Origin of the sequence: Cellulomonas pasadenensis, assembly GCF_047229365.1 — a bacterium.
Classification (GTDB): Bacteria; Actinomycetota; Actinomycetes; order Actinomycetales; family Cellulomonadaceae; genus Cellulomonas.
Window position 1 is genome coordinate 38149 of sequence record NZ_JBFTEP010000001.1, and the last position, 26231, is coordinate 64379.

At 77.0% G+C, this 26231-nt stretch carries 33 protein-coding genes; 16 read left to right on the top strand and 17 right to left on the bottom strand.

Going from position 1 to position 26231, the window contains the following annotated elements:
- Positions 1–31: 31 nt before the first annotated feature.
- The 5 genes from AB6N23_RS00200 to AB6N23_RS00220 form a co-directional block, all read right to left on the bottom strand.
- Entirely contained in the window at positions 32–583 is a 552-nt protein-coding gene (locus tag AB6N23_RS00200) for a hypothetical protein (protein ID WP_412863618.1), read from the bottom strand.
- A 35-nt stretch (positions 584–618) separates the two neighbouring features.
- Positions 619–1596, bottom strand: a complete 978-nt coding sequence (locus AB6N23_RS00205; RefSeq protein ID WP_412863620.1) for an alpha/beta fold hydrolase — start codon at positions 1594–1596, stop codon at positions 619–621.
- Positions 1597–1770: 174 nt separating this feature from the next.
- Positions 1771–2220 (bottom strand): HIT family protein, encoded by a 450-nt coding sequence (locus AB6N23_RS00210; protein ID WP_412863622.1) that lies wholly within the window; start codon positions 2218–2220, stop codon positions 1771–1773.
- A 147-nt stretch (positions 2221–2367) separates the two neighbouring features.
- A complete protein-coding gene (locus tag AB6N23_RS00215; RefSeq protein ID WP_412863624.1) occupies positions 2368–3204 on the bottom strand; it encodes a hypothetical protein in 837 nt (278 codons plus the stop codon).
- Positions 3205–3258: 54 nt separating this feature from the next.
- Positions 3259–3939 (bottom strand): VOC family protein, encoded by a 681-nt coding sequence (locus tag AB6N23_RS00220; protein ID WP_412863626.1) that lies wholly within the window; start codon positions 3937–3939, stop codon positions 3259–3261.
- Positions 3940–4086: 147 nt separating this feature from the next.
- Between AB6N23_RS00220 and AB6N23_RS00225 the strand changes: the two genes are divergently transcribed.
- Positions 4087–4608: an ATP-binding protein gene (locus AB6N23_RS00225; protein WP_412863628.1), complete on the top strand. Its 522-nt coding sequence runs from the start codon at positions 4087–4089 to the stop codon at positions 4606–4608.
- A 74-nt stretch (positions 4609–4682) separates the two neighbouring features.
- Positions 4683–5852, top strand: a complete 1170-nt coding sequence (locus AB6N23_RS00230; RefSeq protein ID WP_412863630.1) for a VOC family protein — start codon at positions 4683–4685, stop codon at positions 5850–5852.
- A 32-nt stretch (positions 5853–5884) separates the two neighbouring features.
- Here AB6N23_RS00230 and AB6N23_RS00235 read toward each other — a convergent pair whose 3' ends face one another.
- Positions 5885–6817 carry a cold-shock protein gene (locus AB6N23_RS00235; protein ID WP_412863632.1) on the bottom strand — a complete coding sequence of 311 codons (933 nt, stop codon included), beginning with the start codon at positions 6815–6817 and terminating at the stop codon, positions 5885–5887.
- Positions 6818–7166: 349 nt separating this feature from the next.
- Between AB6N23_RS00235 and AB6N23_RS00240 the strand changes: the two genes are divergently transcribed.
- On the top strand, positions 7167–8432 hold the full coding sequence (locus AB6N23_RS00240; protein ID WP_412863634.1) for a benzoate/H(+) symporter BenE family transporter: 1266 nt from the start codon (positions 7167–7169) through the stop codon (positions 8430–8432).
- A 21-nt stretch (positions 8433–8453) separates the two neighbouring features.
- Here the strand turns inward: AB6N23_RS00240 and AB6N23_RS00245 are convergent, their stop codons facing one another.
- On the bottom strand, positions 8454–9464 hold the full coding sequence (locus tag AB6N23_RS00245; protein ID WP_412863636.1) for a BUD32 family EKC/KEOPS complex subunit: 1011 nt from the start codon (positions 9462–9464) through the stop codon (positions 8454–8456).
- A 68-nt stretch (positions 9465–9532) separates the two neighbouring features.
- On the opposite strand from AB6N23_RS00245, the gene AB6N23_RS00250 reads away from it, so the two are divergent.
- Positions 9533–10306, top strand: a complete 774-nt coding sequence (locus tag AB6N23_RS00250; RefSeq protein WP_412863638.1) for a 2-phosphosulfolactate phosphatase — start codon at positions 9533–9535, stop codon at positions 10304–10306.
- Between the two features lie 28 nt (positions 10307–10334).
- Positions 10335–10592, top strand: a complete 258-nt coding sequence (locus AB6N23_RS00255; RefSeq protein WP_412863640.1) for a maleylpyruvate isomerase N-terminal domain-containing protein — start codon at positions 10335–10337, stop codon at positions 10590–10592.
- Here the strand turns inward: AB6N23_RS00255 and AB6N23_RS00260 are convergent.
- The gene (locus AB6N23_RS00260; RefSeq protein ID WP_412863642.1) at positions 10589–11398 is read right to left on the bottom strand and encodes a carbon-nitrogen hydrolase family protein; all 810 of its coding nucleotides are present in this window, start codon (positions 11396–11398) and stop codon (positions 10589–10591) included. The two genes, AB6N23_RS00255 and AB6N23_RS00260, sit on opposite strands and share 4 nt — an antisense overlap.
- A gap of 79 nt (positions 11399–11477) precedes the next feature.
- Positions 11478–12020, bottom strand: a complete 543-nt coding sequence (locus AB6N23_RS00265) for a VOC family protein (RefSeq protein ID WP_412863644.1) — start codon at positions 12018–12020, stop codon at positions 11478–11480.
- Between the two features lie 194 nt (positions 12021–12214).
- Between AB6N23_RS00265 and AB6N23_RS00270 the strand changes: the two genes are divergently transcribed.
- Entirely contained in the window at positions 12215–12742 is a 528-nt protein-coding gene (locus AB6N23_RS00270; RefSeq protein WP_412863646.1) for an AAA family ATPase, read from the top strand.
- A 91-nt stretch (positions 12743–12833) separates the two neighbouring features.
- On the opposite strand, the gene AB6N23_RS00275 is transcribed toward AB6N23_RS00270, so the two are convergent.
- Positions 12834–13406: a TetR/AcrR family transcriptional regulator gene (locus tag AB6N23_RS00275; RefSeq protein ID WP_412863648.1), complete on the bottom strand. Its 573-nt coding sequence runs from the start codon at positions 13404–13406 to the stop codon at positions 12834–12836.
- A 60-nt stretch (positions 13407–13466) separates the two neighbouring features.
- On the opposite strand from AB6N23_RS00275, the gene AB6N23_RS00280 reads away from it, so the two are divergent.
- Positions 13467–14597, top strand: coding sequence for an FAD-dependent monooxygenase (locus AB6N23_RS00280; protein WP_412863650.1), 1131 nt, complete (start codon positions 13467–13469; stop codon positions 14595–14597).
- Between the two features lie 28 nt (positions 14598–14625).
- On the opposite strand, the gene AB6N23_RS00285 is transcribed toward AB6N23_RS00280, so the two are convergent.
- Both AB6N23_RS00285 and AB6N23_RS00290 read right to left on the bottom strand, forming a co-directional pair.
- Positions 14626–15006, bottom strand: a complete 381-nt coding sequence (locus AB6N23_RS00285; RefSeq protein ID WP_412863652.1) for a VOC family protein — start codon at positions 15004–15006, stop codon at positions 14626–14628.
- 37 nt (positions 15007–15043) lie between these two features.
- The gene (locus AB6N23_RS00290; protein ID WP_412863654.1) at positions 15044–15487 is read right to left on the bottom strand and encodes a hypothetical protein; all 444 of its coding nucleotides are present in this window, start codon (positions 15485–15487) and stop codon (positions 15044–15046) included.
- Between the two features lie 79 nt (positions 15488–15566).
- On the opposite strand from AB6N23_RS00290, the gene AB6N23_RS00295 reads away from it, so the two are divergent.
- The 4 genes from AB6N23_RS00295 (at position 15567) to AB6N23_RS00310 (ending at position 17956) form a co-directional block, all read left to right on the top strand.
- The gene (locus tag AB6N23_RS00295) at positions 15567–15896 is read left to right on the top strand and encodes an ArsR/SmtB family transcription factor (protein ID WP_412863656.1); all 330 of its coding nucleotides are present in this window, start codon (positions 15567–15569) and stop codon (positions 15894–15896) included.
- Entirely contained in the window at positions 15893–16594 is a 702-nt protein-coding gene (locus AB6N23_RS00300) for a cation diffusion facilitator family transporter (RefSeq protein WP_412863658.1), read from the top strand. Before AB6N23_RS00295 ends, AB6N23_RS00300 begins: the two co-directional genes overlap by 4 nt.
- Before the next feature lie 366 nt (positions 16595–16960).
- Entirely contained in the window at positions 16961–17365 is a 405-nt protein-coding gene (locus AB6N23_RS00305; protein WP_412863660.1) for a GNAT family N-acetyltransferase, read from the top strand.
- Between the two features lie 204 nt (positions 17366–17569).
- A complete protein-coding gene (locus AB6N23_RS00310) occupies positions 17570–17956 on the top strand; it encodes a hypothetical protein (protein ID WP_412863662.1) in 387 nt (128 codons plus the stop codon).
- Between the two features lie 130 nt (positions 17957–18086).
- Here the strand turns inward: AB6N23_RS00310 and AB6N23_RS00315 are convergent, their stop codons facing one another.
- Positions 18087–18833, bottom strand: a complete 747-nt coding sequence (locus AB6N23_RS00315) for a response regulator (RefSeq protein WP_412863664.1) — start codon at positions 18831–18833, stop codon at positions 18087–18089.
- Entirely contained in the window at positions 18830–20095 is a 1266-nt protein-coding gene (locus AB6N23_RS00320) for a sensor histidine kinase (protein WP_412863666.1), read from the bottom strand. Before AB6N23_RS00320 ends, AB6N23_RS00315 begins: the two co-directional genes overlap by 4 nt.
- Positions 20096–20269: 174 nt before the next feature.
- On the opposite strand from AB6N23_RS00320, the gene AB6N23_RS00325 reads away from it, so the two are divergent.
- Positions 20270–20851, top strand: a complete 582-nt coding sequence (locus AB6N23_RS00325) for a D-alanyl-D-alanine carboxypeptidase family protein (protein WP_412863668.1) — start codon at positions 20270–20272, stop codon at positions 20849–20851.
- 45 nt (positions 20852–20896) lie between these two features.
- Here the strand turns inward: AB6N23_RS00325 and AB6N23_RS00330 are convergent, their stop codons facing one another.
- Both AB6N23_RS00330 and AB6N23_RS00335 read right to left on the bottom strand, forming a co-directional pair.
- Complete coding sequence (locus AB6N23_RS00330) at positions 20897–21850, bottom strand: NAD(P)/FAD-dependent oxidoreductase (RefSeq protein ID WP_412863670.1); 954 nt, start codon at positions 21848–21850, stop codon at positions 20897–20899.
- A gap of 80 nt (positions 21851–21930) precedes the next feature.
- Positions 21931–22674: an alpha/beta fold hydrolase gene (locus AB6N23_RS00335; protein WP_412863672.1), complete on the bottom strand. Its 744-nt coding sequence runs from the start codon at positions 22672–22674 to the stop codon at positions 21931–21933.
- 180 nt (positions 22675–22854) lie between these two features.
- Between AB6N23_RS00335 and AB6N23_RS00340 the strand changes: the two genes are divergently transcribed.
- Positions 22855–23505 (top strand): GntR family transcriptional regulator, encoded by a 651-nt coding sequence (locus AB6N23_RS00340; protein WP_412863674.1) that lies wholly within the window; start codon positions 22855–22857, stop codon positions 23503–23505.
- A 19-nt stretch (positions 23506–23524) separates the two neighbouring features.
- On the opposite strand, the gene AB6N23_RS00345 is transcribed toward AB6N23_RS00340, so the two are convergent.
- Positions 23525–23878 (bottom strand): nuclear transport factor 2 family protein, encoded by a 354-nt coding sequence (locus AB6N23_RS00345; RefSeq protein ID WP_412863676.1) that lies wholly within the window; start codon positions 23876–23878, stop codon positions 23525–23527.
- 78 nt (positions 23879–23956) lie between these two features.
- Here AB6N23_RS00345 and AB6N23_RS00350 point away from each other — a divergent pair, with 78 nt between their 5' ends.
- The 3 genes from AB6N23_RS00350 to AB6N23_RS00360 all read left to right on the top strand — a co-directional run bounded on the left by AB6N23_RS00350 (position 23957) and on the right by AB6N23_RS00360 (position 26218).
- The gene (locus AB6N23_RS00350; RefSeq protein WP_412863678.1) at positions 23957–24754 is read left to right on the top strand and encodes a MerR family transcriptional regulator; all 798 of its coding nucleotides are present in this window, start codon (positions 23957–23959) and stop codon (positions 24752–24754) included.
- A 97-nt stretch (positions 24755–24851) separates the two neighbouring features.
- Positions 24852–25430, top strand: a complete 579-nt coding sequence (locus AB6N23_RS00355) for an ArsR/SmtB family transcription factor (protein ID WP_378208798.1) — start codon at positions 24852–24854, stop codon at positions 25428–25430.
- Positions 25427–26218 carry an SRPBCC family protein gene (locus AB6N23_RS00360; protein ID WP_412863681.1) on the top strand — a complete coding sequence of 264 codons (792 nt, stop codon included), beginning with the start codon at positions 25427–25429 and terminating at the stop codon, positions 26216–26218. Before AB6N23_RS00355 ends, AB6N23_RS00360 begins: the two co-directional genes overlap by 4 nt.
- The last annotated feature ends 13 nt before the right edge of the window (positions 26219–26231 follow it).

Consider the following 26231-nt stretch of genomic DNA (forward strand, 5'->3'; position numbering starts at 1 on the left):
TGGAGGCCGTCCACGCCGGCCGGAGGCAGCGTCACCGAGGCCAGGGCCACCACCGGCGGCGCGGAGCGGGTGCAGGAGCACGCGACGGGTCGGGCAGCGCCGCGCGCACGGCGTCATAGGTGTCCACGAAGCGGCGCAGCTCGTCGTCGTGCTGGTCCCGGTCGAAGACGAACGGTCCTCCCGGGATCCGGATCTCCTCCTCGCCGTCGTCCCACCCGGTGTCCCAGCCGAAGTCGTGCCAGACGACCTCGCGGTCCGTCCGCTCGACGGCGACCGACACCGCCCCGCACGCCAGATCGGCGCACGCCGCGCACACGTACAGAGGGACGCGACCGCCGGTGAGCTCGGACGGCATCTCGCCGAGCAGCTGCAGCGCACGGTCGACTCGCGCGACGGGCCAGTTGTGCACGAGAACCGGGACGTTCTCGCCGACGGGACCGAGCCCGCGGGCGTCGAGCGCGTGGTCCTCGGGGTCCGAGTACGCGAGGAGCTCGCGGAGAGGTCGGCCGTCGACGAACGGCTCCCAGTACGCGAGGCCGAACTTCTCCGAGATCCCCGGCACGAGGGTCAGCCGTCGGGTCACGTCGGATGGTCCCACGCCGGGTGCGGCTCGACCGGCTACCCGGCGTCGCGCTGCTCCAGCCACGTGCGGATGGCGTGGGTCGTCTCCTCGGGCCGCTCCTGCTGGATCCAGTGGCCGCAGTCGAGCTCCACGACCTCGACGTCCGGCACGAACGTCGTGAGGTTCGCGGCCCGCGCGACCGTGTCGCGCGTGCCGTGGATCATCAGCGCGGGCCGGCGAACGACCGGGTCGACGTCGGTTAGGAGGTGCCAGTTGCGGTCGAGGTTCCTGTACCAGTTCAGGCTGCTCGTGAAGCCGGACGTCTCGAAGGCGGCGATGAAGACGGCGAGCTCGTCCTCGCTCATCAGCGGCTCGCCGAGGGGCGCCTCCTGGCGAGCGAGGTCGATCAGCAGCATCCCGGGGCGCGGCCCCGTCCGCGGCTCGTCCTTGCGGTAGAGGTTGCGCAGGAACCGGTGCGTGTCCGCCTCGAGCACGGCGTCCGCGACACCGGGCTGCCGGTTGAGGTGGACGAAGTAGAAGTCGTCGCCGAGCACGTCCGCCATGCCCTCGACCCACGGCCGCTCACCGCGCTCCTGGTACGGCAGGCTCAGGGCGACGACCTTGTCGACCCGGTCCGGGTGCAGCAGGGCGAGCCCCCACACGACCATCGCGCCCCAGTCGTGACCGACGAAGACGGCGTCGTCGTAGCCGTAGTGGTCGAGGAGCCCCACGAGGTCGCCGGTCAGGTGCGCGATGTCGTAGTCGGTGACCTCGGGCGGTCGGGACGAGCCGCCGAACCCCCGCTGGTCCGGGGCGATCACGTGGTAGCCCGCCGCCACGAGGGCGGGGACCTGGTGGCGCCAGGAGTACGCGAGCTCCGGCCACCCGTGGCACAGGACGACGGGCCTGCCCGCGTTCTCGCGGCCGGCCTCGACCACCTCGAGCACGACACCGTCGACCGGCACGAGGGTGGGCTCGAGGAGGGCCGCGCGGTCGAGGTGGGACGGGGCGGAGGGGCTGGTCGGTGAGGTCATGCCGCCACGGTCGTCCCGGAAGAGGTCATCCGGTGACCGGTTCGTCACCCCGCTTCGACGACGGGCGCCGAACCGGCGGTCGTGCAGCACCGGCGCCCCGCGGTGCTGCACGAGCACCGGGTCGTCGGCCGGGCGGCGGACGATCGGCGCCCGGAGATCGGCGGGACGCGCCCGTCAGCCCGGTGACGCGAGGGCGTCCCTGACCGCGCGCGCGTCGCCGTCGAGGAGCGACCGCTCGCGCTCCACCGTGTCGGGAACGAGGGTCCAGCCGTCCCCCGCGTACCGCGGGATCACGTGCAGGTGCAGGTGGAACACCGTCTGGAACGCGACCTCCCCGTCGCAGACGAGGACGTTGATGCCCTCGCACCGCAGGGTCGAGCGGCGCAGCGCCCGTGCCAGGTCGTGCCCGACCGACCACACGTGCGCACCCGTCGCGCGGTCGAGGTCCTCGAGGCCCACCGCGTGCGTGCGCGGCACGACGAGCAGGTGGCCGCGCGTGACCGGCGCCAGGTCCATGAACGCCACGACGGTGTCGTCCTCGTGGACGACGCTCGCCTCGGCGCGCCCGGCCACGATCGCGCAGAAGATGCAGTCGTGCCCGGCCGGCGTCGCGTCCTGCGTCATGGGCAGCACCCTGCCAGGCCGTCACCCCGGCTGCCGACCGTCGGCAGGCCGCGAGGTCGCGGGAGTCGTGCGAGGTCGCGGGCTCTGACCCACGACCTCGCGGCGGACCCGCGACCTCGCCGCCGCGGCCGCAGGGGCGGGAACGCGTCAGCGGACGACCGGCAGCGCGTCCCGCCGGTTCGCGTAGGTGCGCGGGCGGAGCCGGACGGCGGCGCGCGGGCCGATCGTCAGGCGCAGGCCCAGCGTCGCGAGCACCCTTGCGACGTCGGCGGCGGCGAGCGAGCCGTGCCGCTCCAGCACGAGGTGGACGCGGCCGTGCGCGCGCTCGGCGCGGTGCAGCCCGAGCACGGTCGTCGAGACGGTCGCGTGCCGCGGGAACCGCGCGCGGGCCGCCGCCTCGTCGGCGTGCTCCAGCAGGACGAGCTCCCCGGCGTCGGCCAGCTCGGCGCGCAGCGCGTCGGCGCGCCAGTGCGCGGGGGCGTCCGCACCGCCGGTGACGTGCCGCGACCGGTTCGCCGACGAGACGGCGAGCAGCCCGCCGGGGACGGCGTCCGCGGCCGCCCTGAGGAACGCCTGCGACGGGCAGGCGTCGCCCGGCACGATGACCTGGGTCGTGGTCGTCCCCACGTCCTGCGCCGTGAGCCCGGGCGGGACGTGCGCCGCCGCGAGCCCGCGGAACCCGAACGGGCCGAGCGCGCAGAAGGCGTCGACGACGTCCGCGACCAGGCCGGCCGGCACGTCCCGCGGGAGGGCCGCGAGGTCGAACGCGTCGAGCACCCGTCCCGCCGGCGCGGTCAAGCTGCCCGTCTGGTCGTGAGGGCGGCCCTTGAGGTCGTTCAGCCGCCCGACGCCGTCACCCCGGGCGGTCAGGGCGTAGATGTTCGCGAAGCCGTGCGCGACGGGGCGGCCGTCGGCGAGCAGGCGCGCCGCGTGCGCGACGTCGTCGGGGCGGTCGAAGACGAGACGTGCGTGGTCGACGGGCATGCGGGCCTCCAGGTCTCATGAGGGAGGACCCGCGGGAGGCGCCACGGATACCGCTCAGGCGACGCAGACCACCCCGGTGTTGCCGTCCTGGTCGGCGATCACGGTCAGGGCCGGTGCGTCGCGGTCGTCGACGACCGTGCCTCCGGCGGCGACGACGGCCGCGACCCGCTGCTCGGCCACCTCCGGCGGCACGTAGACCTCCACGTGGAACCGCTGGCGCGCGTCCTCGCCGGCGTCGCCGAACCACAGGTTCGGGACCCGGCCCGTGGCGTCCCGGACCTCGTCGCTCGGCGAGCCGCGGCCCTGCGACGCGGCGTCCCCGGTGAGCAGGGCCGCCCACACCGGGGCGATCGTCCCGGGCTGCGCGGTGTCGAGGCCGAGCTCGACGACGCTGACCGCGGTCGGGTCGGCGACGAGCCCGTGGTCGGCGGCGACCTCGGTGATGCGGGCGGCCACGTCGAGGTCCTGCTGCGTCACCCACTCGACGAGGTGCTCGGTGCCCTCGTCGTCACGGTAGACGGCGTCGTCGCTGGTCAGCCTCAGGTCGACGTACCCCGGCCCGAGGGCCACGCGCGGGTGGTGCCCGGCCGCGTCGCACGCCTCGCCCACCGCGACGACGAAGCGGGCGCCCGCGCCGAAGTCGTCGACCCGGTAGCGGGCGTGCAGGCCCTGCGCCAGCTTGCGCCAGTCGGCCAGGCCGGCCGCCGCGATCTCGTCGCCGAACACCATGTCCATGGTCGGGACCCCGTTCGTGATCCGGTGCAGGACCCGCGCGCGTCGGCCGCCGCGCCGGCACCGGCGGCACGCGGTGACGCCCTCGGTCCGTCGACCGTAGGACCACGCCGGGCCGGGCGTCCAGGGCCGGGCGCTGGCGTGGCCGCCGTGATCGTCTGGCTGAACGGCACCCACGGCGTCGGCAGGACGACGACGAGCGCGCTCGTGCAGCAGCGGGTCCCCGGCTCCCGCGTCCTCGACGCCGAGAAGGTCGGCGAGACGCTCATGGACATCCGGCCCGGGCTGCCGGCGACCGACGACTTCCAGCACTGGGCACCGTGGCGGCCGCTCGTCGTCGACACCGCGCGACGCGTCCTCGAGTACACCGGCGGCACGCTCGTCATGCCGATGACCGTGCTGGTGGAGGCGTACTGGCGCGAGATCAGCGCGGGGCTCGCCGGCCACGGCATCCCCGTCCGGCACGTCGTCCTGCACGCCGAGCCGGCGGCGCTGCGGGCCCGCATCCTCGGCGACACGGTCATGGGCCCCTCCCCGTTCCGCCTCGCGTACGTCGAGCAGTACGCCGAGGCGGCGCGCACCTGGTTGCACGACGCCGCCGAGGTCGTCGACACCACGGACCTGACGCCGCCCCAGGTCGCCGACCGGGTCGTCGGCGCGATCGGCCGGTGAGCCGTCGCACCGTGCGGGCATCCGGAACGGATCCGTCCGGAATGGGCCCTACGGTGCCGGAGGAGGTGGTCGCCATGGACCGGGTCGAGACGGGGTGGCGCGTGGTCGACGGCGTCGCGACGGCGTGGTTCGAGGCGCCGTCGCTGACCGCTGCCGCCGCGCTGGCGGGACGGGTCGTGGAGGTGCTCCCCGACGTCGCCGTCGACGTGCGGGCGACGGGTCTGCGCGTGCGCGTCGACCCGCGGCACGCCGGTGCGCCGGCGGTGGTGCGGGAGCTCGGGCCGGCCGCGGACCCCGCGCCGCTGCAGCAGCTGGGCGTCGTGGTCGAGTCGCCGGACCCGTCGGCGGTGCGGCCGTTCTGGCAGGGCGTGCTCGGCTACGCGCCCGCGCCGGACGGCGGCCTGGTCGATCCGCTGCGGCGCGACCCCGCGCTGCGGATCCGGCAGCACGGCGAGGCACGGCCGCTGCGCAACCGCATCCACCTCGACGTCGTGCGGCCGGCCGCGGCGGTCGAGCAGGCGAGCCCGGGCGCGGCGTCCGGACCGTACGGGGTGCGTCACGCCGACGCGGACGGCAACGAGGTGGACCTGGTCCCGGGCGACGTGCTCGGCGACGGGCCGGGGACGGCGGACTGGCAGACCGTGTTCGGCGCGATGGCGTGCTACCGCACCACCTCACCGGCGCAGCAGCGCGACCTGGCCGCCGCGGCGGCGGCGCTGGCCGACGACGCCGGCTTCCCGCTGCTCGTCGACCTGCGCCCCGGGGTCGTGGTGCTGGACAGCGGCAAGGACCTGTGGGAGGAGGAGGCCCACGGCCTCGCGGTCGACTTCACCGACCTCGCCGGGCACCTCCAGGCCGCCGCCCGCGAGCTGGGCGCGACCGCGGACCCCGGTCTGCCGCGCCTGGTCCAGCTGTTCCTCGACGCCGCCGACGTCGCCGCGGTCCGCGCGTTCTGGATCGCGGCGCTCGGCTACGCCGAGGACCGGCGCGCCGGGCTCACCGACGTCGTCGACCCGCGGCGGCTCGGCCCGGTGCTGGCCTTCCAGGACCTCGACCCGTCCGAGACCGAGCGCCGCCGGCAGCGCAACCGCGTCCACGTCGAGCTCGCCGTGCCGCCGGACGCGGCACCGGGGCGTGTCGCGACGGCGGTCGCGGCCGGTGGCCGGGTCCTCGACGCGGCGGACAGCCGCTGGCGCGTCGCCGACCCGGAGGGCAACGAGCTGGTGGTCGTCGGCGGGCCGTGAGGACACGGGCCGTCCACCGGGTCGGCCCGCCGTCAGATCAGCTCGACGCCGTCCGCCTGCGGTCCGCGGTCGCTCTGCCGGACCTTGAAGCGGACGCGGTCGCCCTCCTCGAGCACCTCGGCGTCGCGGACGACCGACACGTGCACGAACAGGTCCGGGCCGCCGGCGTCCGGGGTGATGAAGCCGAAGCCGCGGTCCGCGTCGTAGCGCGCGACGACACCCTCGCCGCCGCGCACCGGTGCGCCGGACTCGCGCGGGCGGCTCGGCCGGCCGCGGTCGGGCGCCGGTGCGCGCCGGGGGGCCTGCCCGCCCACGAGCCGCACCTCGCGCGCCTGCGGACCGCGGTCGCTGTCCGTGACCTCGAACGTGATGCGGTCGCCCTCGACGAGCTCGGTGACGCCCATCAGCGCGCGGGCGTGCACGAAGACGTCCTCGCCGCCGTCGTCCCGCGTGGCGAACCCGAAGCCCTTGCCCGTGTCGAAGAACGTCACCGTGCCGTCGGCGCCGTCGGACGCGGCCGCCCGGCCGGCGTCGGGACCGAGCGGGAGCAGGTGGTCGGCCTGCGGCCCCTTCTCCCCCGGGACGACGAGGAACGCGACCCGCTGCCCCTCGGTGACCACGCCGCCGCCCACGATGGCGGAGCTGTGCACGAAGATCTCGCCGCCGCCGCCGTCGGGCGTCAGGAAGCCGTAGCCCTTGGTCGGCTCGTACCAGGAGACGGTGCCGAGCACCCCGAGGGCGGCGTCGGCGGGCACGTCGCCCGTGACGCGGACGCGGCGCGCGACCGGGCCGCGGTCACCCTCGCCGACCTCGAACTCGACCTCCTGGCCCTCGCGCAGCACCCGCGGGCCGTCGTCACCGACGATCTCCGACGCGTGGACGAACAGGTCGTCGGCGTCGTCCCCGAGGGCGAGGAAGCCGAAGCCTCGCTCGGCGTCGAACCAGCGGACATGTCCCTGCGGCACGGATGACTCCTCGTGTGAAGCGGCGGTTGCTGCCTCCAGTGTCCCCGACCGGACGCGGGTCGGCGTCCCGTCGCGCGTCCTGCACGCGTCGCGGCCCCGCGTGCCGGTCGTCGCGGGCGGGTCGCGCAGGCCCTACGGTCGACCGGTGTCGTGCTGACACCATGCCGGTCGCGGGGACCATGGCCGTCGCGACCGCACGCGCTGATGGGCCGGCTCCGGCGGGAGCGGATCCTCCGGCTGCTGACCTGTCCTGGTGCCGGGCGGGGCGAGCGCGGGAAGTACAGTCCCCCACGCGGCGCGCGCTCCCCACGCCGACCGGCCGGGCGTCGAGACAGAGGGACACCACAGCATGCGTCGTGCGACCCCCACCGACCCGGCGCCCGACGCGGCGCGCGGCGGACCGGAGGGGTGGTCGCGCCCCGTCTCCGCCGGCGTCGTCTCGGCGCTCGTCGGGTTCACCAGCGCGTTCGTCGTCGTCCTCGCCGGGCTCACGAGCGTGGGCGCCGACCCGGACCAGGCGGCGAGCGGCCTGCTCGCGGTCACCGTCACGATGGGGCTGTCGTGCATCGTGCTCGCGTGGTCGACGCGGATGCCGATCACCTCGGCGTGGTCGACGCCCGGTGCCGCGCTGCTCGCGACGACCGGCGTGGTGGACGGCGGGTGGCCCGCCGCGGTCGGCGCCTTCCTGCTCACCGGGGTGCTCGTCGTGCTGACCGGGCTCGTGCCGCCGCTCGGGGCGCTCGTCGCGCGCATCCCCACCTCGGTCGCCCAGGCGATGCTCGCCGGCGTGCTGCTCCAGCTGTGCCTCGGGCCGGTGACCGGGCTGGCGGCGAACCCGCTCGCGGTCGCGCCGGTCGTCGTCGTGTGGCTGCTGGCGCTCCGCTTCCTGCCCCGCTGGGCGGCACCGCTCGCGTTCGTGACGGCGGCGGTCGTCGTCGGCGTCCACGTCGCCGCCTCCGGGACGTCGGTCGACGGCGCCGCCCTCGTGCCGCGCGTCGCGCTGACCGCGCCGGTGCTCACGCTCGGCGGCGTGGTCGGCATCGCGCTGCCGCTCTACCTGGTGACGATGGCGTCGCAGAACGTCCCGGGCGTCGCCGTGATGAAGGGCCTCGGGTACGAGGTGCCGTGGCGCCGGTCGATGCTGGTCACCGGCGCCGCCACGATGCTGAGCGCGCCGGCCGGCGGCCACGCCGTCAACCTCGCCGCGATCAGCGCCGCGCTCGCGGCCGGCCCGGAGGCGGGCGAGGACCGGGACCGACGCTGGGCCGCGAGCGTGACCGCGGGCGGCGTCCTCGTCGTGCTCGGCATCGGTTCCGCCGCGTTCGCCGCCCTCGTGTCGCTGGCACCCGCCGGGGTCGTCGCCGCCGTCGCCGGGCTGGCCCTGCTCGGCACGCTGGCGTCGTCCCTGCGGGCGGCGCTGGCGGAGCCGGACGAGCAGGTCGCGGCCGTCGTCGTGTTCGTCACCGCCGCGTCGGGCATCGCCATCGCGGGCGTCAACGCCGCCTTCTGGGCGCTGCTCGCGGGGCTGGTCGTGCGGGCGGTGCTGGGGGTGCGGCGTCCGGCGGGCGACCGGTCGGCCGCGACGGCGGACGGGCGTGCGCCACGGGTCCCGTAGACCCGGCGCCGTCGCGACGCGCTACCGGCGCGGGTAGCGCGCGTGCAGGTCGCCGTCGACCAGGCGCCGGTGGAAGTCGTTCATGCGGGCCGCGGCGGGCGCGTGCCGGGCGAGGAGGCCCGCCACGTCCGCCGGGAGGTCCTGCGGGACGTCGCCGTCCGCGCACCGACGCACGTAGGCGTCACGGGCGGCGGGGAAGCCGCTCGCAGGCATGGGCACCCCGCACGACGTGGTGACGAGCCAGTTCACCAGCCGCGTCGCGGCGTAGTCGGCGTCGTGGTCGACGTGGTCGGCGACGAAGTCCCGCTCGGCGTCCGACAGGTCGAACAGCGGCGACGTCGCGAGCCCGAGGTCGACCAGGTAGACGCGCTCGTCGTCGGCCCGCATGTTGGCGAAGTGGCCGTCCATGTGCAGCAGCCCGCGGCTGCGCAGGAACGCGACCGCCTCGAGGAGCCGCCGCTCGAACGTCTCCGGGCACGCCGTGTAGTCGTCCAGCCGGTCGACGAGCGGGTCCGGCAGGTGCTCGAGGAACAGCACGAGGCTCGAGCGCGCAACCGCCAGCTCCTCGAGACGGGTCCGCACGGCCGGGTCGCCGCCGAACTGTGCGACCACCGCCTCCACGTCCCGGTGCTCGGCCGCGACGGGTGGACGCCCGGGGAGCACCCGCCAGTGGTGCAGCAGCGCGAACGACTCCGTCTCGCCGGCGAGGAGGCCCCCGGTCACGAGCCGGTTCGCGGCGAGCTCGCGCCACGCCCCGAAGCCCGGGCCGGCGAGCGGGTGCATGCCGTACTGGCAGGTGAGCGGCAGGCCGAACAGGTCCGCCGTGCTGCGCGGGTGCGCCAGCTCCCGGTCGGTGACCGGGACACGCTTCGCGAACACCGCGACGCCGTCGAGGTCGAGCACCGACGCGCCGCCGCCCACGCCGACGGCGCCGGCCGGGGCCGTGCGGAGCATCGACGCGAGGTCGTCGTCGCTGCGCGCGGCGAGCGCGGCCGACACCAGCTCGTGGCGGGCACGTCGGACGGCGAGCACCACGCCATCCTGCCGGTCGTCGCAGGGTCGCGACAGCATCGCCGGCGCCGCGACGCTACGTTCAGGCCGTGGACGGCGTGTTCGGGCAGGGCGGTCACGACGTGCGTCTGGACTGGGGCCCCGTGGGTGCCGCGGCGTGCGGGGGCGACGTCGGCGTGGTGGTCGACGTCCTCAGCTTCTCGACGACGGTCACGGTGGCCGTCGAGCGCGGCACGCGCGTGCACCCCTGCCCGTGGGACGACGAGCGCGCCCGCGCCCTCGCGGCCGAGCACGACGCCGTCCTGGCCGTCGGGCGGCTCGAGGCGGTGCGCGACGGTGCCGTCGTCGCCCCCTCGCTGTCGCCGGCCGGGCTCCTCGCCCTCGACCCGGTCGAGCGGCTCGTCCTGCCGTCACCCAACGGGTCGGCGTTGGCGGCCGCGCTGACCCTGGCGGGCTCCACCGTGGTCGCCGGGTGCCTGCGCAACGCCCACGCGGTCGCGACGTGGGTGGCCGGCGCGCTGGACGACGGCCGGACCGTCACCGTGGTGGCGGCCGGGGAGCGCTGGACCGGGGACCGGTCCCTGCGCCCGGCGCTGGAGGACCACCTGGGGGCGGGCGCGGTGCTGTCGCACCTCGTGTCGGCCGGCCACGGCGACCGCCTCAGCCCCGAGGCGTGGGCGGCGGCCGCGCTGTTCGACGCGTCGGCGGGGCGTCTGCGCCGGGTGCTGCACGACTGCGTCGGAGGCCAGGAGCTCGCCGGCCGGGGGTTCGCCGCCGACGTCGACGTGGCGGCGGACCTGGACGCGTCCACCGCCGTGCCGCTCCTGGTCGACGGCGCGTTCGTCGACGGCGCGCGGACCTGACCACGGCGGCCGGCTCCAGGATCGTCCCGTGGACGTCGTCGAGGAGATCGCCGACGAGCGCCGCGCCCTGGTCGACCAGGTCGCCGCCCTGACCACCGAGCAGCGGGCCACCCGGAGCCTGCGCCCGGCGTGGAGCGTCCACGACGTCGTCGCGCACCTGGTGAAGCCCTTCGAGGTGAGCACCCCGCGGCTCGCGCGCGCGGTGCTGCCGGCGGGCGACAGCGCCGACCGGGCGAGCGACCGGGTGACCCGGCGGCCGGCGCAGCGGCCCTTCGACGGCCGCTAGCCCGCGGCAGGGACGCTGTGCAGAGCGCGCGGACGCAGCTCCACGTCGAGCACCAGCAGCTCGGCGGCGTCCTCGCCGTACGGGCCCTGCCGCAGCGTCCGCCCGTCCCGGCCGACGGCGAGGGACGCACCGATGCACCGCCAGCCGTCCCACTCCCCGCCGACGACCGGCCCCACGTTGCTGACGCCGACCACCGGCATGTCGTGCGCGGTGGCGAGCTCGCGGTACGGCGCCTCCCACTCCGCGCCGTAGGGGTCGGACGTGTTGTCGTGCCCCGGCGGCACCGCCCACGCCGACGGGGAGAGCAGGATCTCCGCCCCCATGAGCCCCAGCGCGTGCCCCAGGCCCGTCGTGGCTGCCGAGTTGTCCGCGCAGATGTCGAGCCCGACGCGGCCGATCGGGGTGTCGGCGACCGCGAGCGAGCCGCCCGTCGTGTAGAGCGCGCGGGCGAAGTCGAGCTCGTGGATCTTGCGGTGCCGCAGCAGCAGCTCGCCGGACGCCGAGATCAGCACCGCGGCGTTGTGGACGCGGTCGCCCGCGCGCTCCGTGAGCCCGGCCGCGACCAGGACGCCGTGCTCGCGGGCCGCGGCGGCGAGGGCGTCGACGCGCGGCCCGGGGATCGGCTCGGCGAGCGTCGCCGCGCTGGCGTGCGTCCAGCCGAGGTCGAGGCACTCGGGGAGCACCACGACGTCGCACCCCGCGAGCGCGGCCGCACCGATGGCGGCGCGGGCGCGGGCGAGGTTCTCCTCCGGCCGTCCCGGGACGACGAGGAGCTGCGCCATCCCGACGCGGATCGTGCGGCTCACGTGCGTCCCTCCGTCCGCCGCCGGACGAGCGGCCCCGTCTTCCTACCACCTGGGAGGCGCCCGTCGGCGCGCGAAGGGGCTACCGCGGCTCCGCCGCACCGCCGGGTTCCGTGCCGAGGGACGGCATCGCCTCGAGGAGCGTCCGGTGGATGTACGCCAGGCCCGGGTCGGACCACTCCGTCGGGGCGTCGGCGTCGTCGGCCGCGGACCAGTCCCGGTCCGGCGCCTCGCCGTGCCGGTAGACCCACCACAGGTTCCCCCACGGGTCGGTCATCCGGGAGAGGACCGTGCCGAAGAAGTCGGTCGGCCGGGTGACGACCCGGGCGCCGCGCTCCACGGCCCGCGCGAGGGTCGCCTCGACGTCGTCGACGTCGACCTGGGTCAGCTGCGGCAGGAACGGCCAGCCGGGCTTGCGCTCCCCGAACATCAGGGTCGTGCCCCCGATCTCGAGCTCGGCGTGGAGCAGCAGGCCGTCCACGTCGACGGTGCGGGCGTCGAGGTGCTCCTCGCCGCCGAACACCTCCCGCAGGAAGGTGATCAGCCCGTCGGCGTCGCGGGCGACGAAGAACGGGTTCAGGGTCGAGAACCCGTCCGGGGTCGGGATGGCGTTCGTCGTGGTCATGGCCGTGCCTCCTTCGGGCGGGACGGTGGACGAGGTGCGGTGGGTCGGTGGTGCGCAGCCAGCGTCGTGCCGGTAGCGGTCAGCTCCTGACCTCGACCGGCGCCCGAGTTCGCGCGGGACCGCGTCGGTCCGTCGCAGCACCGCGAGGTGGCGCCGGCCGGGCGACCGACGAGGCGGACCGGGATACTCCCGGCATGGCCGATCTCGTCGTCGTCAGCGGTCCGCCCGGTGCCGGCAAGTCGACCGTCGCCGCCCTGCTCGTGGATCGCTTCGAGCCGTCGGCGCTCGTCACCGGCGACACGTTCTTCGCCTTCCTCGCCCGCGGTGCCCGGCCGCCGTGGCTGCCGGAGGCGCACGCGCAGAACGCGGTCGTGACGGAGGCGGCCGCCGCGGCGACCGGCCGCTTCGTCGCGGGTGGTCTGCACGTCGTCTACGACGGCGTCGTCGGGCCGTGGTTCGTCGACCGGCTCGCCGCCGAGGTCCCGGACCTGCACTACGTCGTGCTGCTGCCGCCGCTCGCCACGTGCCTCGAACGGGTGGCGACGCGCACCGGGCACGGGTTCACCGACGCCGACGCGGCGCGCCGCATGCACCGGGAGTTCGTCGCGGCGGACGTCCCGGCGCGCCACCTCGTCACCGACCCGGCCGCCGACGCCCCCGCGGTCGTCGACGAGATCACGGACCGCGTCCGCGCCGGCTCCCTGCGCCTGCGCGGCGACTGAGCGCGCGAGGTCGCCGGTTCGACGGCGAGGTCGCCTGCACCGACCGGCGATCTCGGTGCGGGACCGGCGACCTCGGCGGAGGACGGGACGCTCAGGCCAGCGCCGCGCGGGCGAGCCAGCGGGCGACGTCCGTGAAGGTGTCGCGGTCGACCGGTTCGGCGGAGCGCGCGCCGGCGATCCGCTCGAAGAGGACGCCGTCGAGCGCGGCGACCAGCCAGTCCGCGCGCTGCCGCGGGTCGGGCGCGCCGAGGTCGGACAGGACCTCGGCGACGGCTGCGCGGACCGCGGTGCCGCCCTCGTGCAGCGCGCGTGCGAGCTCCGGGCGGCGCAGCGCCGCGAGGAACAGCTCGTAGCGGCCGAGCTGGCGCGTGCGGTCGGTGGTGGCCCAGCGGTGCAGGACGTCGGCGAGCACGGCGGCGAGCGACGCCTCGTCGCCGGCGCGGAGCAGCGGCGTCATCGCGGCGATCTCGGCCTCGTCCTGGCGCACGAGGTCGTCGAGGCACGCGTCGAGCAGCGCCGCGCGGGTGCGGTGGTAGTAGGACGTCGACCCCGCCGGCAGCCCGGCGGCCTGGTCCACCGCGCGGTGGGTGAGCCCGCGCGCCCCCTCGGCGGCGAGGACCTCGAGCGCGTGGCGGGCGACGAGGCGGCGGCGGTCGGTGTCCACGCGGCGACTCTACCGACGTAGAGTTGCGCGCGGATCCTCTACGTTTGTAGAGTCCGGCGCATGACGCCTTCGGGAACACGCTCCGCCGCCGTCGTCGGCGCGGGCATCGCCGGCCTCGCCACCGCGGTCGCGCTGCGGCGCACGGGCTGGTCGGTCACGGTCCACGAGCAGGCCGCGACGCTGCGGGCCCTCGGCGCCGGGCTCGTCCTCGCGCCCAACGCCGTGCACGCGCTCGACGCGCTCGGCCTCGGCGACGCCGTCCGCGCGCGCGCCGTCCCGCTCGCGGGGTCCGCCCTGCGCCGCCCCGACGGCCGGCCCCTGTCGCGGCTCGACGCCGCCCGGCTCGCCGACCGGCACGGCGCCCCCGTGCTGGCGATCGAGCGCGCCGCGCTGCACGCGCTCCTCGCGGACGCGCTCGAGCCCGGCGTCGTCCGGTGCGGGACCCCGGTGGCGGACGTCGCCGCCCTGGCCGGGGAGCACGACCTGGTCGTCGCGGCCGACGGCATGCGTTCGCGGGCCCGCACGGCCGGCTGGCCGGACGCCCCGCCGCCGACGTACGCCGGCTACACCGCCTGGCGCGCGCTGGTGCGGACCGACGTCCCGGTGACGGAGGCGTCCGAGACGTGGGGCCACCGCGAGCGCTTCGGCGTGGTCCCGGTCGGCGTCGGCCTCGTCTACGTCTTCGCGACCGCCACGGTCCCCGCCGACGCGCACGCGCCCGACGGCGCCGCGGAGCTCGCCGAGCTGCGGCGGCGGTTCGGCGGCTGGCACGCGCCGGTCCCCGCGCTGGTCGACGCCGTCGACCCGGCGGCCGTCCTGCGGCACGACGTGCACGCCCTGGCCGGGGTCCCCACGACGTTCCACCGCGGGACCACCGTCCTCGTCGGGGACGCCGCGCACGCCCTCGAGCCCAACCTCGGCCAGGGCGCCGGCCTCGCGCTCGAGGACGCGGTGGTGCTCGCGCACCTGCTCGCCGACGCCCCGGTCGCGCCGGCGCTGGCCCGCTTCACGGCGGTGCGCCGCCCCCGCGCGGCACGGCTGCACGCGATGTCGGCCGCGCTGGGCCGGCTGACGCAGCAGACGGGTCCCGTCGTGGCGTCGGTGCGCGACGCGGCCGTGCGCCTCACTCCCCCGGCGCTCGCGCTGCGCGGGTCGGACCGGACGATGGGCTGGCGGCCGCCCGCGTCGTGAGTCGGGGCGCGTCGCCCGGGCCCCGCCGTCACGCCGTCGGCGGCTCGATCAGGTCCCACGCGCCGCCGTACAGGTCCTCGAACACCGCGACCGTGCCGTACGCCTCGCGCCGCGGCTCCTCGCGGAAGCGGACCCCGTGCCGGAGCATCCGCGCGTGCTGCGCGGCGAAGTCGTCGGTCTCGAGGAAGAACGCGACGTCGTCCCCCGCCTGCCGGCCGACCGGTGCGCCGTCGCCCGCGAGCGCCAGCACCAGCCCCGTGCCGCCGTCCGCCGGACCGACGACGACGCGCCGCCACCCGCCCGCGACGGCCTCGTCCTGGCGGAGCGTGAACCCGAGGGCGTCCACGAAGAACGCGAGCGCCTCGTCGTGGTCGTGGACGAGGAACGTGACGTCACGCAGCCGGATCATCCGGCGAGCGTAGGGGGCCGGTGGCGCGCCGGGGGCGTCAGCCCGCGCGCACCGCCAGCAGGAACTGCCCGCCGCCCGGCTCGACCTGCGCCGCGACCGGCAGGTCGGGCGCGAAGCGGGACAGCCGGTCGACCAGCCAGGTGGCGGCCGCGTCGGCGTCGGCGCGGCTGGGGCAGCGGGCGACGACCTCCCGCCCGCCCTTGCGGCGCAGCCGCTCGACGGTCTCGGCGATGGGCGCGGGGTCGACGACGAACAGCTCCGGCGACCACGGCACGACGGCCTTGACCGCGCCCTTGCGGGTGTTGCAGGCGCGGTGCGCGAGCCGCTCGACGCCGGTCGTCCCCTTCTTGCCCTTGACGATCCCGCCGGAGTCGACGCTGGGGCCGAGGTCGGAGTTCACCGAGGCGTCGGGGTCCACCGGCTCGTCGCAGAGCCAGCAGCGCCAGCCGTCCCGCTCGCCGACGTCGCTCAGGTTGCTCATGCGCGCACGGTAGCCCGTCGGCCGCGGTCGAGCGGGCGAGCCGTTCCTACGGTACAGCCGATGCTGTACCGTCCGTCGGGTGGAGACCGTGACCCTCACGCACAGCGCCGCGCTCGCCCGCCTCGGGCACGCACTGTCGGACGAGACCCGCACCCGGGTCCTGCTCGCGCTGCGGGAGGCGCCCGCGTACCCGTCGGACCTCGCCGACGCCCTCGGTGTCTCCCGCCAGGTCATGTCGAACCACCTCGCGTGCCTGCGCGGGTGCGGGCTCGTCGAGGCGGTCCCCGACGGCCGGCGCACCTGGTACCGGCTCGCCGACCAGCGGCTCGCACCGGCGCTCGGCGGCCTGCTGGCGCTCGTCCTCGACGTGGACCCGTCGTGCTGCACCGACGGGTGCACGTGCGCATGACCGCCGTCCCGCTCCGTCCCGGCCCGCTGCCCGCGCCCCGCCGCGCGCTGCTCGAGCGCCGGATCCGCTGGGTCGTCGCGGCGACGATCACCTACAACGTCGTCGAAGCGGTCGTCGCGATCGGCGCCGGGCGTGCCGCGACGTCGTCGGCGCTGATCGGGTTCGGCCTCGACTCGGTCGTCGAGGTGCTCTCGGCGGCCGCGGTCGCGTGGCAGTTCGCCGGCCGCGACCCGCACGCGCGCGAGCGCACGGCGATGCGCGTCATCGCGTTCTCCTTCTTCGGCCTGGCGGCGTTCGTCACCGTCGACGCCGTCCGCGCGGTGCTCGGTGCCGCCGAGCCCGCGCACTCCACCGTCGGCATCGTCCTGGCCGCCGTGTCGCTGGCCGTGATGCCCGCCCTCTCGTGGTTCGAGCGGCGGACCGGCCGCGAGCTCGGCTCGGCGTCCGCCGTCGCGGACTCCCGCCAGACGCTGATCTGCGCGTACCTGTCGGCGGTGCTGCTGGCCGGCCTGGTGCTGAACAGCACGCTCGGCTGGTGGTGGGCCGACCCGCTCGCGGCCGTCGTCATCGCCGGCTTCGCGGTCCGCGAGGGCGTCGAGGCGTGGCGCGGCGACGCGTGCTGCGCACCGGTCGGTGCGCTGCTGCGGCCCGACGCCGACGACGACGGGTGCGCGGACGGCTGCTGCGGCGACGGGTGATCATGCGTCGTCGCGAACGCCCGGCGCCGCCGCGTCGCACGGCCGCGCCGAAGGCTCGAAACGCGTCGAAGGCGCGTGAAGCGTTGCGGACGCCTGGTGTCCCGAACGCTTCACCCGAGCACCGCGCCGACCACGCCGTGCGGGTGGCCGGGTGACGTCGCGGGGTCGTGCAGCGTTCGTCACGCAGGGCGCGACCAACGCTGCACACCTCGCCCGGATGGCGGTGCGGACGGCCGCTCGCGCCGCGCGGTGGCGCGCGTCGGCGTCGGGGCGTCCGCACGTCAGCCCGTCGGGGGTTCGGCACGCCGGGGCGTCGGGGCGTCGGGGCTTCGGGACGTCGCGGCGTCGGCACGTCAGGATGAGCGGATGGACCTGGCGATCGCGCTGCGGGTGCGCGGCGAGCTGACCGACGCGGAGCTCGAGGCCCTGCACGCCGCGGCGTTCGGGCACCCGGTGACACGCACGCCGTGGCGGCAGCGCCTGGCCGACCGCAGCCTCGCGTGGGTCACCGCGCGCCTCGACGAGCGGCTCGTCGGGTTCGTCAACGTCATCGGCGACGGCGGGGTGCACGCCGTGCTGCTCGACACGTGCGTCGCCGACGACCTGCGAGGACACGGCATCGGGCGTGGCCTGGTCGCCGCCGCGGCCGACGCGGCGCGCGACGCCGGGTGCACGTGGCTGCACGCCGACTACGAGCCGCACCTCGTCGACTTCTACGAGCACGCCTGCGGACTGCGACCGACGGCGGCGGGCCTCCTCCGCCTCACCTGACGCCACCACCGGCCACCCGAACCGGCCGTCGCGCAGCACGCGGACGCCCCCGACCCGCACGACGGCCGCCTCGCCGCCGCCGACGCCCGCCGGCGACGGGCGTCACCGACGACGCGCCGGCGGTGAACCGGCCGTCGTGCAGCATCACGGCCGCCGACCGCTGCACGACGGCCGGTTCGGGCGGCCGGTGGCTACCGTGGGGGCGTGCGCAGGAAGCCCGATACGACGTCCTTCGCGGAGGTGGTGCGGGAGGTGCGGGAGCAGCCGCCCGTCGCCGCGCCCGAGCCGTCGGGCGTCACCGACCCGGACGGCAACCGCTGGCGTCCGGGCACGGGCAGCATCACTCCCGGTCAGGCGCACGCGCTGCTGGAGCAGGGCGCGCGTGCGGCCTGGGACCCGTGCGGCTGCGGGGGCGGCTGCGGGTTCACGTGGTTCGGGCCGCAGGAGACGACACGCCTGATCGCGTCGGGGACGCCGACGGTCCGCAGCACCAAGCGACACCGCGGGAACCTCAGCGTCTGGACGACCGACGACGGCCGGGTCCTCGTCGTGGCGGAGGACGCCGTCCGCTGGGCGGACCTCATGGCGTGAGCGACGCGCGCCCACGGTGAACCGGCCGTCGTGCAGCATCACGGCGACGCGGCGCTGCACGACGGCCGGTTCGACGCGGCGTGTGGGTGGCGGTGCCCGGGTGCCGACGTGGTCGGCGCACCGGCGCGCGTCAGGGCCGTCGGCCGCCGCGCGCCGGCGCGCCGGGCACCACGAGCCCCGCCTCGTAGGCGAGCACCACGAGCTGGGTCCGCGACGTGCAGCCCGTCCGGTGCAGCAGCTCGTGCACGTACGTCTTCGTCGTCGCGAGCGTCAGGCCGAGCGACACGGCGGCCTCCTGGTTCGACAGGCCGCGCGCCACGGCGAGGAGCACGTCCCGTGCGCGCCCGTCGACGGCACCGAGCGCGGCGACGCCGCCCGCCGCCCCGGGCACCGGCCCGGACGACGGCGACGCAGCCGCCGCCGACGACGACGCGACGGACCACCGCCGCCACTGGGACAGCACCAGCGGCGTCACCGCCGGGTCGAGCACGCTGCCGCCCGCGCGCACCCGGTGGACGGCGGCCACGAGCGACGCCGGGTCGGCGTCCTTGAGCAGGAACCCGTCGGCGCCCGCCCGCAGCGCCGCCGTCACGTACTCCTCGTCGTCGAAGGTCGTCAGGACGAGCACGCGGACGTCGGCGAGCGCGGCGTCGGCCCGCAGGCGACGCGTCGCCTCGATGCCGTCGGTGCCGGGCATGCGGACGTCCATGAGGACGACGTGCGGCGACGTGCGCCGCGCGACCTCGACCGCCGCCGCGCCGTCGCTGGCCTCACCGACGGTGACGACGTCCGGCTCGTGGTCGAGGATGAGCCGCAGGCCGAGGCGGATCGTCGGCTGGTCGTCCACGACGACCACGCGCACGTCGTCACCGCTCACGGGACCGGCACCCGGAGGGTCACGGCCCACCCGCCGGCGGCGGTGGGCCCGGCGACGACGTGACCGTCGCACGCGGCCGCCCGCTCGCGCATGTGCACGAGGCCGTGCCCGCCGTCGGGGCCGCGGGTCCCGCCGCGCGCCGGCCCGGGGTCCTCGACGCGCAGCGTGAGCGCGCCGCGCGCGACGGTCAGCGCGACCCGTGCCCGGCCCGCGGCCGAGTGCACCGACACGTTGGTGAGCGCCTCCTGCGCGACGCGCACGACGGCGAGCCCCGTGGCCGGCGGGCAGGGCGGCAGCGCGGCCGGCAGGTCGGCGTCGACGACGAGACCGGCGTCGCGCACCCGGTCGAGCACGCGGGGCAGGTCGGCGAGGTCGGGCAGCGGCGTGCGGGGCGCCCCGGACCCCGGCCCGTCGGCGTCCCGCAGCACGCGGACGACCGAGCGCATGGCCGTCAGCGCCTCCTTGCCGGCGGGCGCGATCCAGCGCACGGCGGCGCGGTACTCCTCGGGGCGGTCCCCGCCGACGCGGTCGGCGGCCTGCGCACGCACGACCATCGCGGTCACGTGGTGCGCGACCACGTCGTGCAGCTCGCGCGCGATCCGGGTGCGCTCGGCACGGACCGCGTCGCGCGTCCGTGCCTCCTGCAGCGCGCGCAGCTCGGCGTTGCTGGCCTCGAGCGAGCGCGCGGTGGCGGACAGCCGCGCGACGACGGACCCGAGCGCCGTCGCCGCCGCCAGCAGCAGGAGCAGCAGCACCGTGCGCGACGGGTCGGGCGGCGGCCACAGCGCCGACGGGGACTGCAGCCGGTACGCGCCGAGCAGCAGGACGCCGAGCGACGCCGCGGCGGCGGCCCCGGCGGGCACGGGCCGGACGGCGCCCCCGCGGGTGGCCGCGTACACGGCGAGCACCACGGGCGCCGCGTGGATCTCCGCCACGAGCGGCGCTCCCCCGGTCAGCGCGACGTAGCCGACCGGGTACAGCGTCGCCGTGAGCCCCAGCGCGACGCCGGGGGCGGACCGGCGGAGCGCGACCGGCACCGCCACCCACAGGCCCGCCCACACGTAGGTGTCGAGCGACCGCGGGTGCCAGTAGCCGGAGCGGACGAGCAGGGCGAGCGCCAGCAGCCACGCGCCGAGCACCGCGAGCGCGACCACACCGTCCCGGGCGGCGTCCCGCGTGGGCACGCCCCGCCCCGCGCCGCCCACCCCGCCCCGCACCGTGGCCGGCGCGGAGCCGTGTCGGCCGTCGGGGGTCGTGAGCATGCCTCGAACCTACGAGCGCCTCCCGTCCCGGGGATCCACCGCTGGGCGGCCGCGCGGGCGGTACCGGTCGTCCCGGGGTCGGACGCCCGCCACCGGACGGTGAGGGCGCGCACCGGGCGGGAAGCGCCCCGGGGGACGACGCCCGCGGCGGTGGCCGCCGCGCACGGTGGACGCATGACGACGACCACCGACCTGCGTCCCCCGCGGACCGGCCACCGCGCGCCCCGACGCGCCGGGCTGGGCGCACTGGCCGTGCTGCTCGCCGGCGCCGCCGGCCTGGCGTACGGGCTCACCGACCTCCCCGGCTCTGCCGCGGACGACCCCGGCCGTGCCGCCGCCGGCGCACCGCCCTCCCCCGCAGAAGCGAGCCGGGAAGGCACGGCGACCGGCCTGCACCCGGAGCTCGAGCGCCGGTTCCTGGCGGCCCAGCGGGCGGCCGCGGCCGACGACGTGCCGCTCACCCTCACGTCGGGACTGCGCACGGCCGCCGAGCAGCAGGAGCTCGTCGACGAGGCCGTCGCCCGGTACGGCGTCCCCGAGGCGTACCGGTGGGTGCTGCCGCCCGAGCACTCCGCGCACGTGCAGGGCCTGGCGGTCGACGTCGGCCCGACCGAGGGTGCGTACTGGCTCCAGCAGCACGGGCCCGACCTCGGCCTCTGCCCCACCTACACCAACGAGGTGTGGCACTTCGAGCTCCTCCCCGAGGGCGCGGCCGCGTGCCCGGAGCCGCGGCCGGACTCGTCCTGGGCGTGGTGAGGCGGCCGCCCCGAGCGTCCGCCGCGGCGTGGCACGCGTCCGTCGTCAGGCGGCGGCCCGCCCGGCCGCGGCGCGGGCGTCCGCCAGGACGAGGTCGACGTTGATCGCCGTGGCGGCGGCCATCCCCTGCGCCGCGGCCGCCATGACCTGCGCCGTGACGTCGCCCGCGTTGCCCGCCACCCAGACCCCCGGCGCGGTCCGGCCCGTGGCGTCGGCGGGCACGCGCGTGCCGCGGACGGCGCCGTGCACCACCTGGTCGACCGGCTCGACGCCGAGACCCAGCAAGAGCTCCGCGTTCGCGCGGAACCGCGGCGCCACGACCAGCGCCTGGCGCGCCACGACCTCCCCGCTCGCCAGCCGGACCCCGGAGAGCGCCCCGTCGGCGACGTCGAGCGCGGCGACCTCGCCCTCGACCACCCGGACGCCGCGCGCGGCGAGCAGCTCGCGCTGCTCCGGTGCCGGCGGCGGACCCGTGTGGGTGAGGAGCACGACGTCGTCGCTCCACTGCCGCCACAGCAGCGCCAGGACCGGACCCTGCGGCCCGGGGCCGAGCACACCGACCGCGCGGTCCCGCACCTCCCAGCCGTGGCAGTACGGGCAGTGCAGGACGCTGCGCCCCCAGAGCTCGGCCACGCCCGGCACGGCGGGGAGCTCGTCGGTCAGGCCCGTCGCCACGAGCAGCCGGCGCGCCCGCACGGTCCGCCCGTCGGTCAGGTCGACGCCGAAGTCGCCCTCCTCGCCGCTCAGCGCGGCGACCCGGCCGTCAACCACCTCGCCCCCGTAGCCCTCGGCCTCGCGCCGGCCCGCCGCCAGGAGGTCTGCGGGCGGAGTGCCCTCGTGCCCGAGCACGTTGTGCACGTGCCCCGCGGGCGCGTTGCGCGGCGTGCCGGCGTCGACCATCAGTACGCGGCGCCGTGCGCGCGCCAGGGCGAGCGCCCCGCTCAGTCCGGCGGCGCCCCCGCCGACCACCACCACGTCGTACCGCTCGTCCGGTGCCATCTCGTGCCGTCCTCTCGTCGCAAGGGGGGAAGGGGCCGCGCACCCTCCGGCGGGAGGGCGCGCGGCCGGGTGCCGTGGGGTCAGGCCGTGGCGCGTGCGGCGTCGTCGATCAGGCGGGCGACGACGTCGGGCCGGGAGACGGTCACCGCGTGCGAGGCGTCCACCTCCACGGCGTGCGACGACGCGCGCTCGGCCATGAAGCGCTGGGCCTCGGCGGGGACGGCCAGGTCCTGGAGCGTGACGAGGGTCCAGGACGGGATCGTCCGCCACGCGGCCTTCGTCGCCTTGTCCGCGAGCGCGTCGCCGATGATCGGCCGCTGGGTGACGGCCATCAGCGCGGCGACGTCCGCCGGCACGTCCGCCGCGAAGACGGGGTGGAACTTCTCCTGCTCGATGTACAGGTCGTCGACTGTCCGGCCGTCCGGGCCGGGGACGGGCACCGGGCGCAGCGCCGAGCCGAGCTCGTTGCCGGGGAAGCGCCCGGCGAGGTCACCCGTGCTCTCCCCCTCCTCGAGCAGGAAGCTCGCGACGTACACCAGGGCCGTCACCCCGGGGTGCCCGTGCGCCGCCTCGCTCATGACGCTGCCGCCGTAGGAGTGCCCGGCGAGGACGATCGGCCCGTCGATGTCGTCGAGGACGGCGCGCAGGAGCTCCGCGTCGCCCTGGAGCGACCGGAGCGGGTTGGCCACCGCCACCACCGGGTAGCCGTGGCGCCGGAGCTCGGCGACCACGCCGTTCCAGCTCGACGAGTCGGCGAAGGCCCCGTGCACGAGCACCACCGTGGGGCGGGCGTCGGTGCGGGGCTCGAGCGTGCTGCTGGTCATCGGTCTGTCCTCTCTGTCGACGGGCGACGCTCTGCCGCCCGGGCCGTGCCGTGCTGCCGTGCTGCCGCTGCAACGCCCGCGGTATGCGATATATTGCATGCAGCGCAGGTACGCTGGCAAGAGTCCTTGTCGCCGGGCACGCTCGGGCCCGGCGACCGCCACCCAGGAGAGGTCCCGCCCGTGCCGATCCCCCCGACCGATCCCGGCGTCGACCGCAGCCTCCTGCGCGACGACGTCTACCGCCGCCTGCGCAACGCGATCGTCGACGGCACGTTCGCCCCCGGTGAGCAGCTGCGGGACCACGAGCTGGCGGCCTGGCTGGGCGTCAGCCGCACGCCGGTCCGCGAGGCGCTGCTGCGCCTCGCGCAGGGCGGGCTCGTCGTGGCCCAGCCGGGCCGGTCGACCGTCGTGAGCCCGCTCGACGTCCGCGGGACCCGGGACGCCCGGGACGTCGTCGCGGCGATGCACGAGCTGGCCGCGCGCGAGGCCGTCCCCGCACTGTCCGACGCGGACGTGACCGCGATGCGCGACGCGAACCGCCGGTTCGCGGCCGCGGTCGCGGCCGACGACGTCGAGGCGGCCCTGCGCGCCGACGACGAGCTGCACGCCGTGCTGGTGCGGCTCGCCGACAACCGCGCGCTCGAGACGGTGCTGGAGCTGTTCACGCCGCTGGTGCGCCGCGCGGAGCGGCTGCGGTTCGGCTCGCAGGACGGCCACGCCTCGGTCACCCAGCACGACGAGCTGATCCGGCTCTGCGCCGCCGGCGACGCCGAGGCGGCGGCCGCCGTCGCCTACGACACCTGGCACAGCCTGCCGAGCGCCGAGGGCTGACGGCCGCCGCCGCCCGGCGTCACGGCGCGATGACGAGCTCCGCGACCAGGTCGCCCGCCATCGTGAAGCGGTAGGCGAGGTCGACGACCCCGCCGGGGAAGTCCCCCTCGAGGCGGTGCGTCGCGACCCAGTGCGTGCCGTCGACGCGCTCGGCGGCGAGGAGCTCGGTCGTGTACCGGTACCCGGTGCCGGCGCGGGAGAGGAACCGGCGGACCTCCTCGGTGCCGCGGTAGGTGGTGCCGTCGTCGACGACCACGGCCGCCGGGGTGAACGCGCGCAGCGCGGCGTCGACGTCCCGGGCCTCGTGCGCGGCGAGGTAGCCGCGGATCGTGGCGGGGAGCTCGGTGGGCGGGATGCTGGTCGGTGCGGTCATGGGTCGACCGTGCGTGCTCCCGTGCGGGGAGGCGCAAGCGCTGGACCCTCTCCCCGGGGGAGGGTGCACGATGGCGTCGTGCTGGCCATCGGCGAGTTCTCCCGCCTCACCCACCTGAGCGTGCGGACGCTGCGCCGCTACCACGACGCGGGCCTGCTCGAGCCGGCGACGGTCGACGACGCGACCGGCTACCGCTGGTACAGCCCCGACCAGATCCCGACCGCGCAGGTCGTCCACCGGCTGCGCGAGCTCGACGTCCCCCTCGCGGACGTGCGGCGCATCCTGCGCACCTCCGACCCGACCGCGCGTGCCCGCCTCGTGGCGGAGCACCTGGAGCGCCTCGAGCACGAGCTCGCCCGGACGCGCGCCGCCGTCGCGTCGCTCCGCCGGCTGCTGGCGCCCGAGCCGCCGCCGCTGCACGTCGAGCTGCGCACCGTGCCCGCGACCACCGTGGCGGCGGTCGAGGGCGACGTCGCGCACGACGACGTCCTCGCCTGGTACTCCGGCGCGATGGCGGAGCTCGACGCCGTCGTCGACGCCCCCACCGGCGCCCCCGGTGGGCTGTACGACGACGCGCTGTTCGCGCACGGGCACGGGCACGTGCTCGTGCACCGGCCGACGGACCGGCCCGCGCACGTGGGCCGCGTGCACCCGGTGACCCTGCCGGCGGTCGAGCTGGCCGTCGCCACCCACGTCGGCGAGCACGACGACATCCAGGTCACGTACGGGGAGCTCGGCGCGTGGGTGGTCGCCAACGCGCTCACCGTGTCCGGCCCGGTGCGGGAGACGTACGCGGTGGGCCCCCGGGACACCGCGGACCCGGCGGCGTGGCGGACGGAGATCGGCTGGCCCGTCTTCCACGTGTCGCCGCGCTGACACGTCCGCCCGTCGGCGCGCCGACCACCGGCGTGACACCGGCGCCGGCCCGCGCCGGCCCTTGACAACATTCGTTGTCAAGGGCCACGGTGGACACATGCACGACGTCGAGGTCATCGAGGACGCCGACGCGGCCGCGGCCGCGCTCGACCCGGTCCGGGCCCGCCTGCTCACGGAGCTGGCGGTCCCGGCGTCGGCCGCCGGGCTCGCCGCACGGGTCGGCATCGCACGGCAGAAGGTCAACTACCACCTGCGCACGCTCGAGGCGCACGGCCTCGTCCGGCTGGCCGAGGAGCGCCGGCACGGCGGCATCACCGAGCGGGTGCTCGAGGCGTCGGCGGCGTCGTACGTCGTGTCGCCGGCCGCCGTCAGCGCGTCCGCCGCCGACCCCGACGCCACAGCGGACCACCTGTCGGCCCGCTACCTCGTCGCGCTCGCCGGCCGGCTCGTCCGCGAGGTCGGCGCCCTGGCCCGCCGCGCGAGCACGTCCGGAGGCCGCCTGCCGACGCTCACGATCGACACGCGGATCGGCTTCCGGTCCGCCGCCGACCGGGCCGCCTTCGCCGACGACCTCACCGCCGCGGTGCTCGACCTGGCCGCGCGCTACCACCACGACGACGGGCGCCCGCACCGGCTCGTCGTCGCCGCCCACCCCGTCCCCGAGGAGGGACCATGAGCACCGCACCGCACGTCCCGTACCGCCTGGAGTTCAGCGTCGAGGTGCCCGGCACCCCCGAGCAGGTGTGGCAGGCCGTCGCCACCGCCGCCGGCATGAGCGCGTGGTTCCTGCCGACGCAGCTGGAGGAGCGCGAGGGCGGGGCCCTGCACTTCTCCATGGGCCCGGACATGGGCTCCGACGGCCACGTCACGCGGTGGGAGCCGCCGCACCGCCTCGTCTACGAGGAGGACTGGGCCGCGCTCATGGGCGTGGACCCGCAGGCGCTCAGCCCGCTCACGTCGGAGTTCGTCGTCGAGGCGCGCTCGGGCGGCACGTGCGTCGTGCGGGTGACCAGCAGCGGGTTCGGCACCGGCGCCGACTGGGAGCAGGAGTGGTGGGACGGCATGGGCCCCGGGTGGCTGCCGTCGTTCGACGTCCTGCGGCTGTACCTCGCGGACTTCGCCGGCCAGGAGGCGACGCAGATGGAGGTCTCCGCCACTCACCCCGGCGACGCCGCGACGCTGTGGTCGACGCTGCGCGACGCGCTCGGCCTGCACGCGGAGGGCGCGACGGTCGAGGCGCGCGGCGTCGCCGGCACGGTCGTGCGGCTCGGCGAGCGGCACGCGCTGGTCCGGCTCACCGCACCGGTGCCGGGCATGCTCACCGCGTCGGTCTACGCCGAGGACGACGGGAAGGCCGCGGCCGGCGTGCGGGCGTTCCTGTTCTCGCCCGACGCCGCGGACGTGGTGCGGCGCGAGGAGCCGGGCTGGCGCGACTGGCTGCAGGGCCTGTCCGTGCCCGTCTGACGCCGCGCACGGC

Bases quoted from the DNA above. Each gene is read 5' to 3' on its own strand.
- AB6N23_RS00205 (WP_412863620.1), bottom strand. From the start codon at position 1,596: ATGACCTCACCGACCAGCCCCTCCGCCCCGTCCCACCTCGACCGCGCG.
- AB6N23_RS00210 (WP_412863622.1), bottom strand. From the start codon at position 2,220: ATGACGCAGGACGCGACGCCGGCCGGGCACGACTGCATCTTCTGCGCG.
- AB6N23_RS00215 (WP_412863624.1), bottom strand. From the start codon at position 3,204: ATGCCCGTCGACCACGCACGTCTCGTCTTCGACCGCCCCGACGACGTC.
- AB6N23_RS00220 (WP_412863626.1), bottom strand. From the start codon at position 3,939: ATGGACATGGTGTTCGGCGACGAGATCGCGGCGGCCGGCCTGGCCGAC.
- AB6N23_RS00230 (WP_412863630.1), top strand. From the start codon at position 4,683: ATGGACCGGGTCGAGACGGGGTGGCGCGTGGTCGACGGCGTCGCGACG.
- AB6N23_RS00240 (WP_412863634.1), top strand. From the start codon at position 7,167: ATGCGTCGTGCGACCCCCACCGACCCGGCGCCCGACGCGGCGCGCGGC.
- AB6N23_RS00265 (WP_412863644.1), bottom strand. From the start codon at position 12,020: ATGACCACGACGAACGCCATCCCGACCCCGGACGGGTTCTCGACCCTG.
- AB6N23_RS00270 (WP_412863646.1), top strand. From the start codon at position 12,215: ATGGCCGATCTCGTCGTCGTCAGCGGTCCGCCCGGTGCCGGCAAGTCG.
- AB6N23_RS00280 (WP_412863650.1), top strand. From the start codon at position 13,467: ATGACGCCTTCGGGAACACGCTCCGCCGCCGTCGTCGGCGCGGGCATC.
- AB6N23_RS00285 (WP_412863652.1), bottom strand. From the start codon at position 15,006: ATGATCCGGCTGCGTGACGTCACGTTCCTCGTCCACGACCACGACGAG.
- AB6N23_RS00290 (WP_412863654.1), bottom strand. From the start codon at position 15,487: ATGAGCAACCTGAGCGACGTCGGCGAGCGGGACGGCTGGCGCTGCTGG.
- AB6N23_RS00300 (WP_412863658.1), top strand. From the start codon at position 15,893: ATGACCGCCGTCCCGCTCCGTCCCGGCCCGCTGCCCGCGCCCCGCCGC.
- AB6N23_RS00305 (WP_412863660.1), top strand. From the start codon at position 16,961: ATGGACCTGGCGATCGCGCTGCGGGTGCGCGGCGAGCTGACCGACGCG.
- AB6N23_RS00320 (WP_412863666.1), bottom strand. From the start codon at position 20,095: ATGCTCACGACCCCCGACGGCCGACACGGCTCCGCGCCGGCCACGGTG.
- AB6N23_RS00325 (WP_412863668.1), top strand. From the start codon at position 20,270: ATGACGACGACCACCGACCTGCGTCCCCCGCGGACCGGCCACCGCGCG.
- AB6N23_RS00330 (WP_412863670.1), bottom strand. From the start codon at position 21,850: ATGGCACCGGACGAGCGGTACGACGTGGTGGTGGTCGGCGGGGGCGCC.
- AB6N23_RS00335 (WP_412863672.1), bottom strand. From the start codon at position 22,674: ATGACCAGCAGCACGCTCGAGCCCCGCACCGACGCCCGCCCCACGGTG.
- AB6N23_RS00345 (WP_412863676.1), bottom strand. From the start codon at position 23,878: ATGACCGCACCGACCAGCATCCCGCCCACCGAGCTCCCCGCCACGATC.
- AB6N23_RS00355 (WP_378208798.1), top strand. From the start codon at position 24,852: ATGCACGACGTCGAGGTCATCGAGGACGCCGACGCGGCCGCGGCCGCG.
- AB6N23_RS00360 (WP_412863681.1), top strand. From the start codon at position 25,427: ATGAGCACCGCACCGCACGTCCCGTACCGCCTGGAGTTCAGCGTCGAG.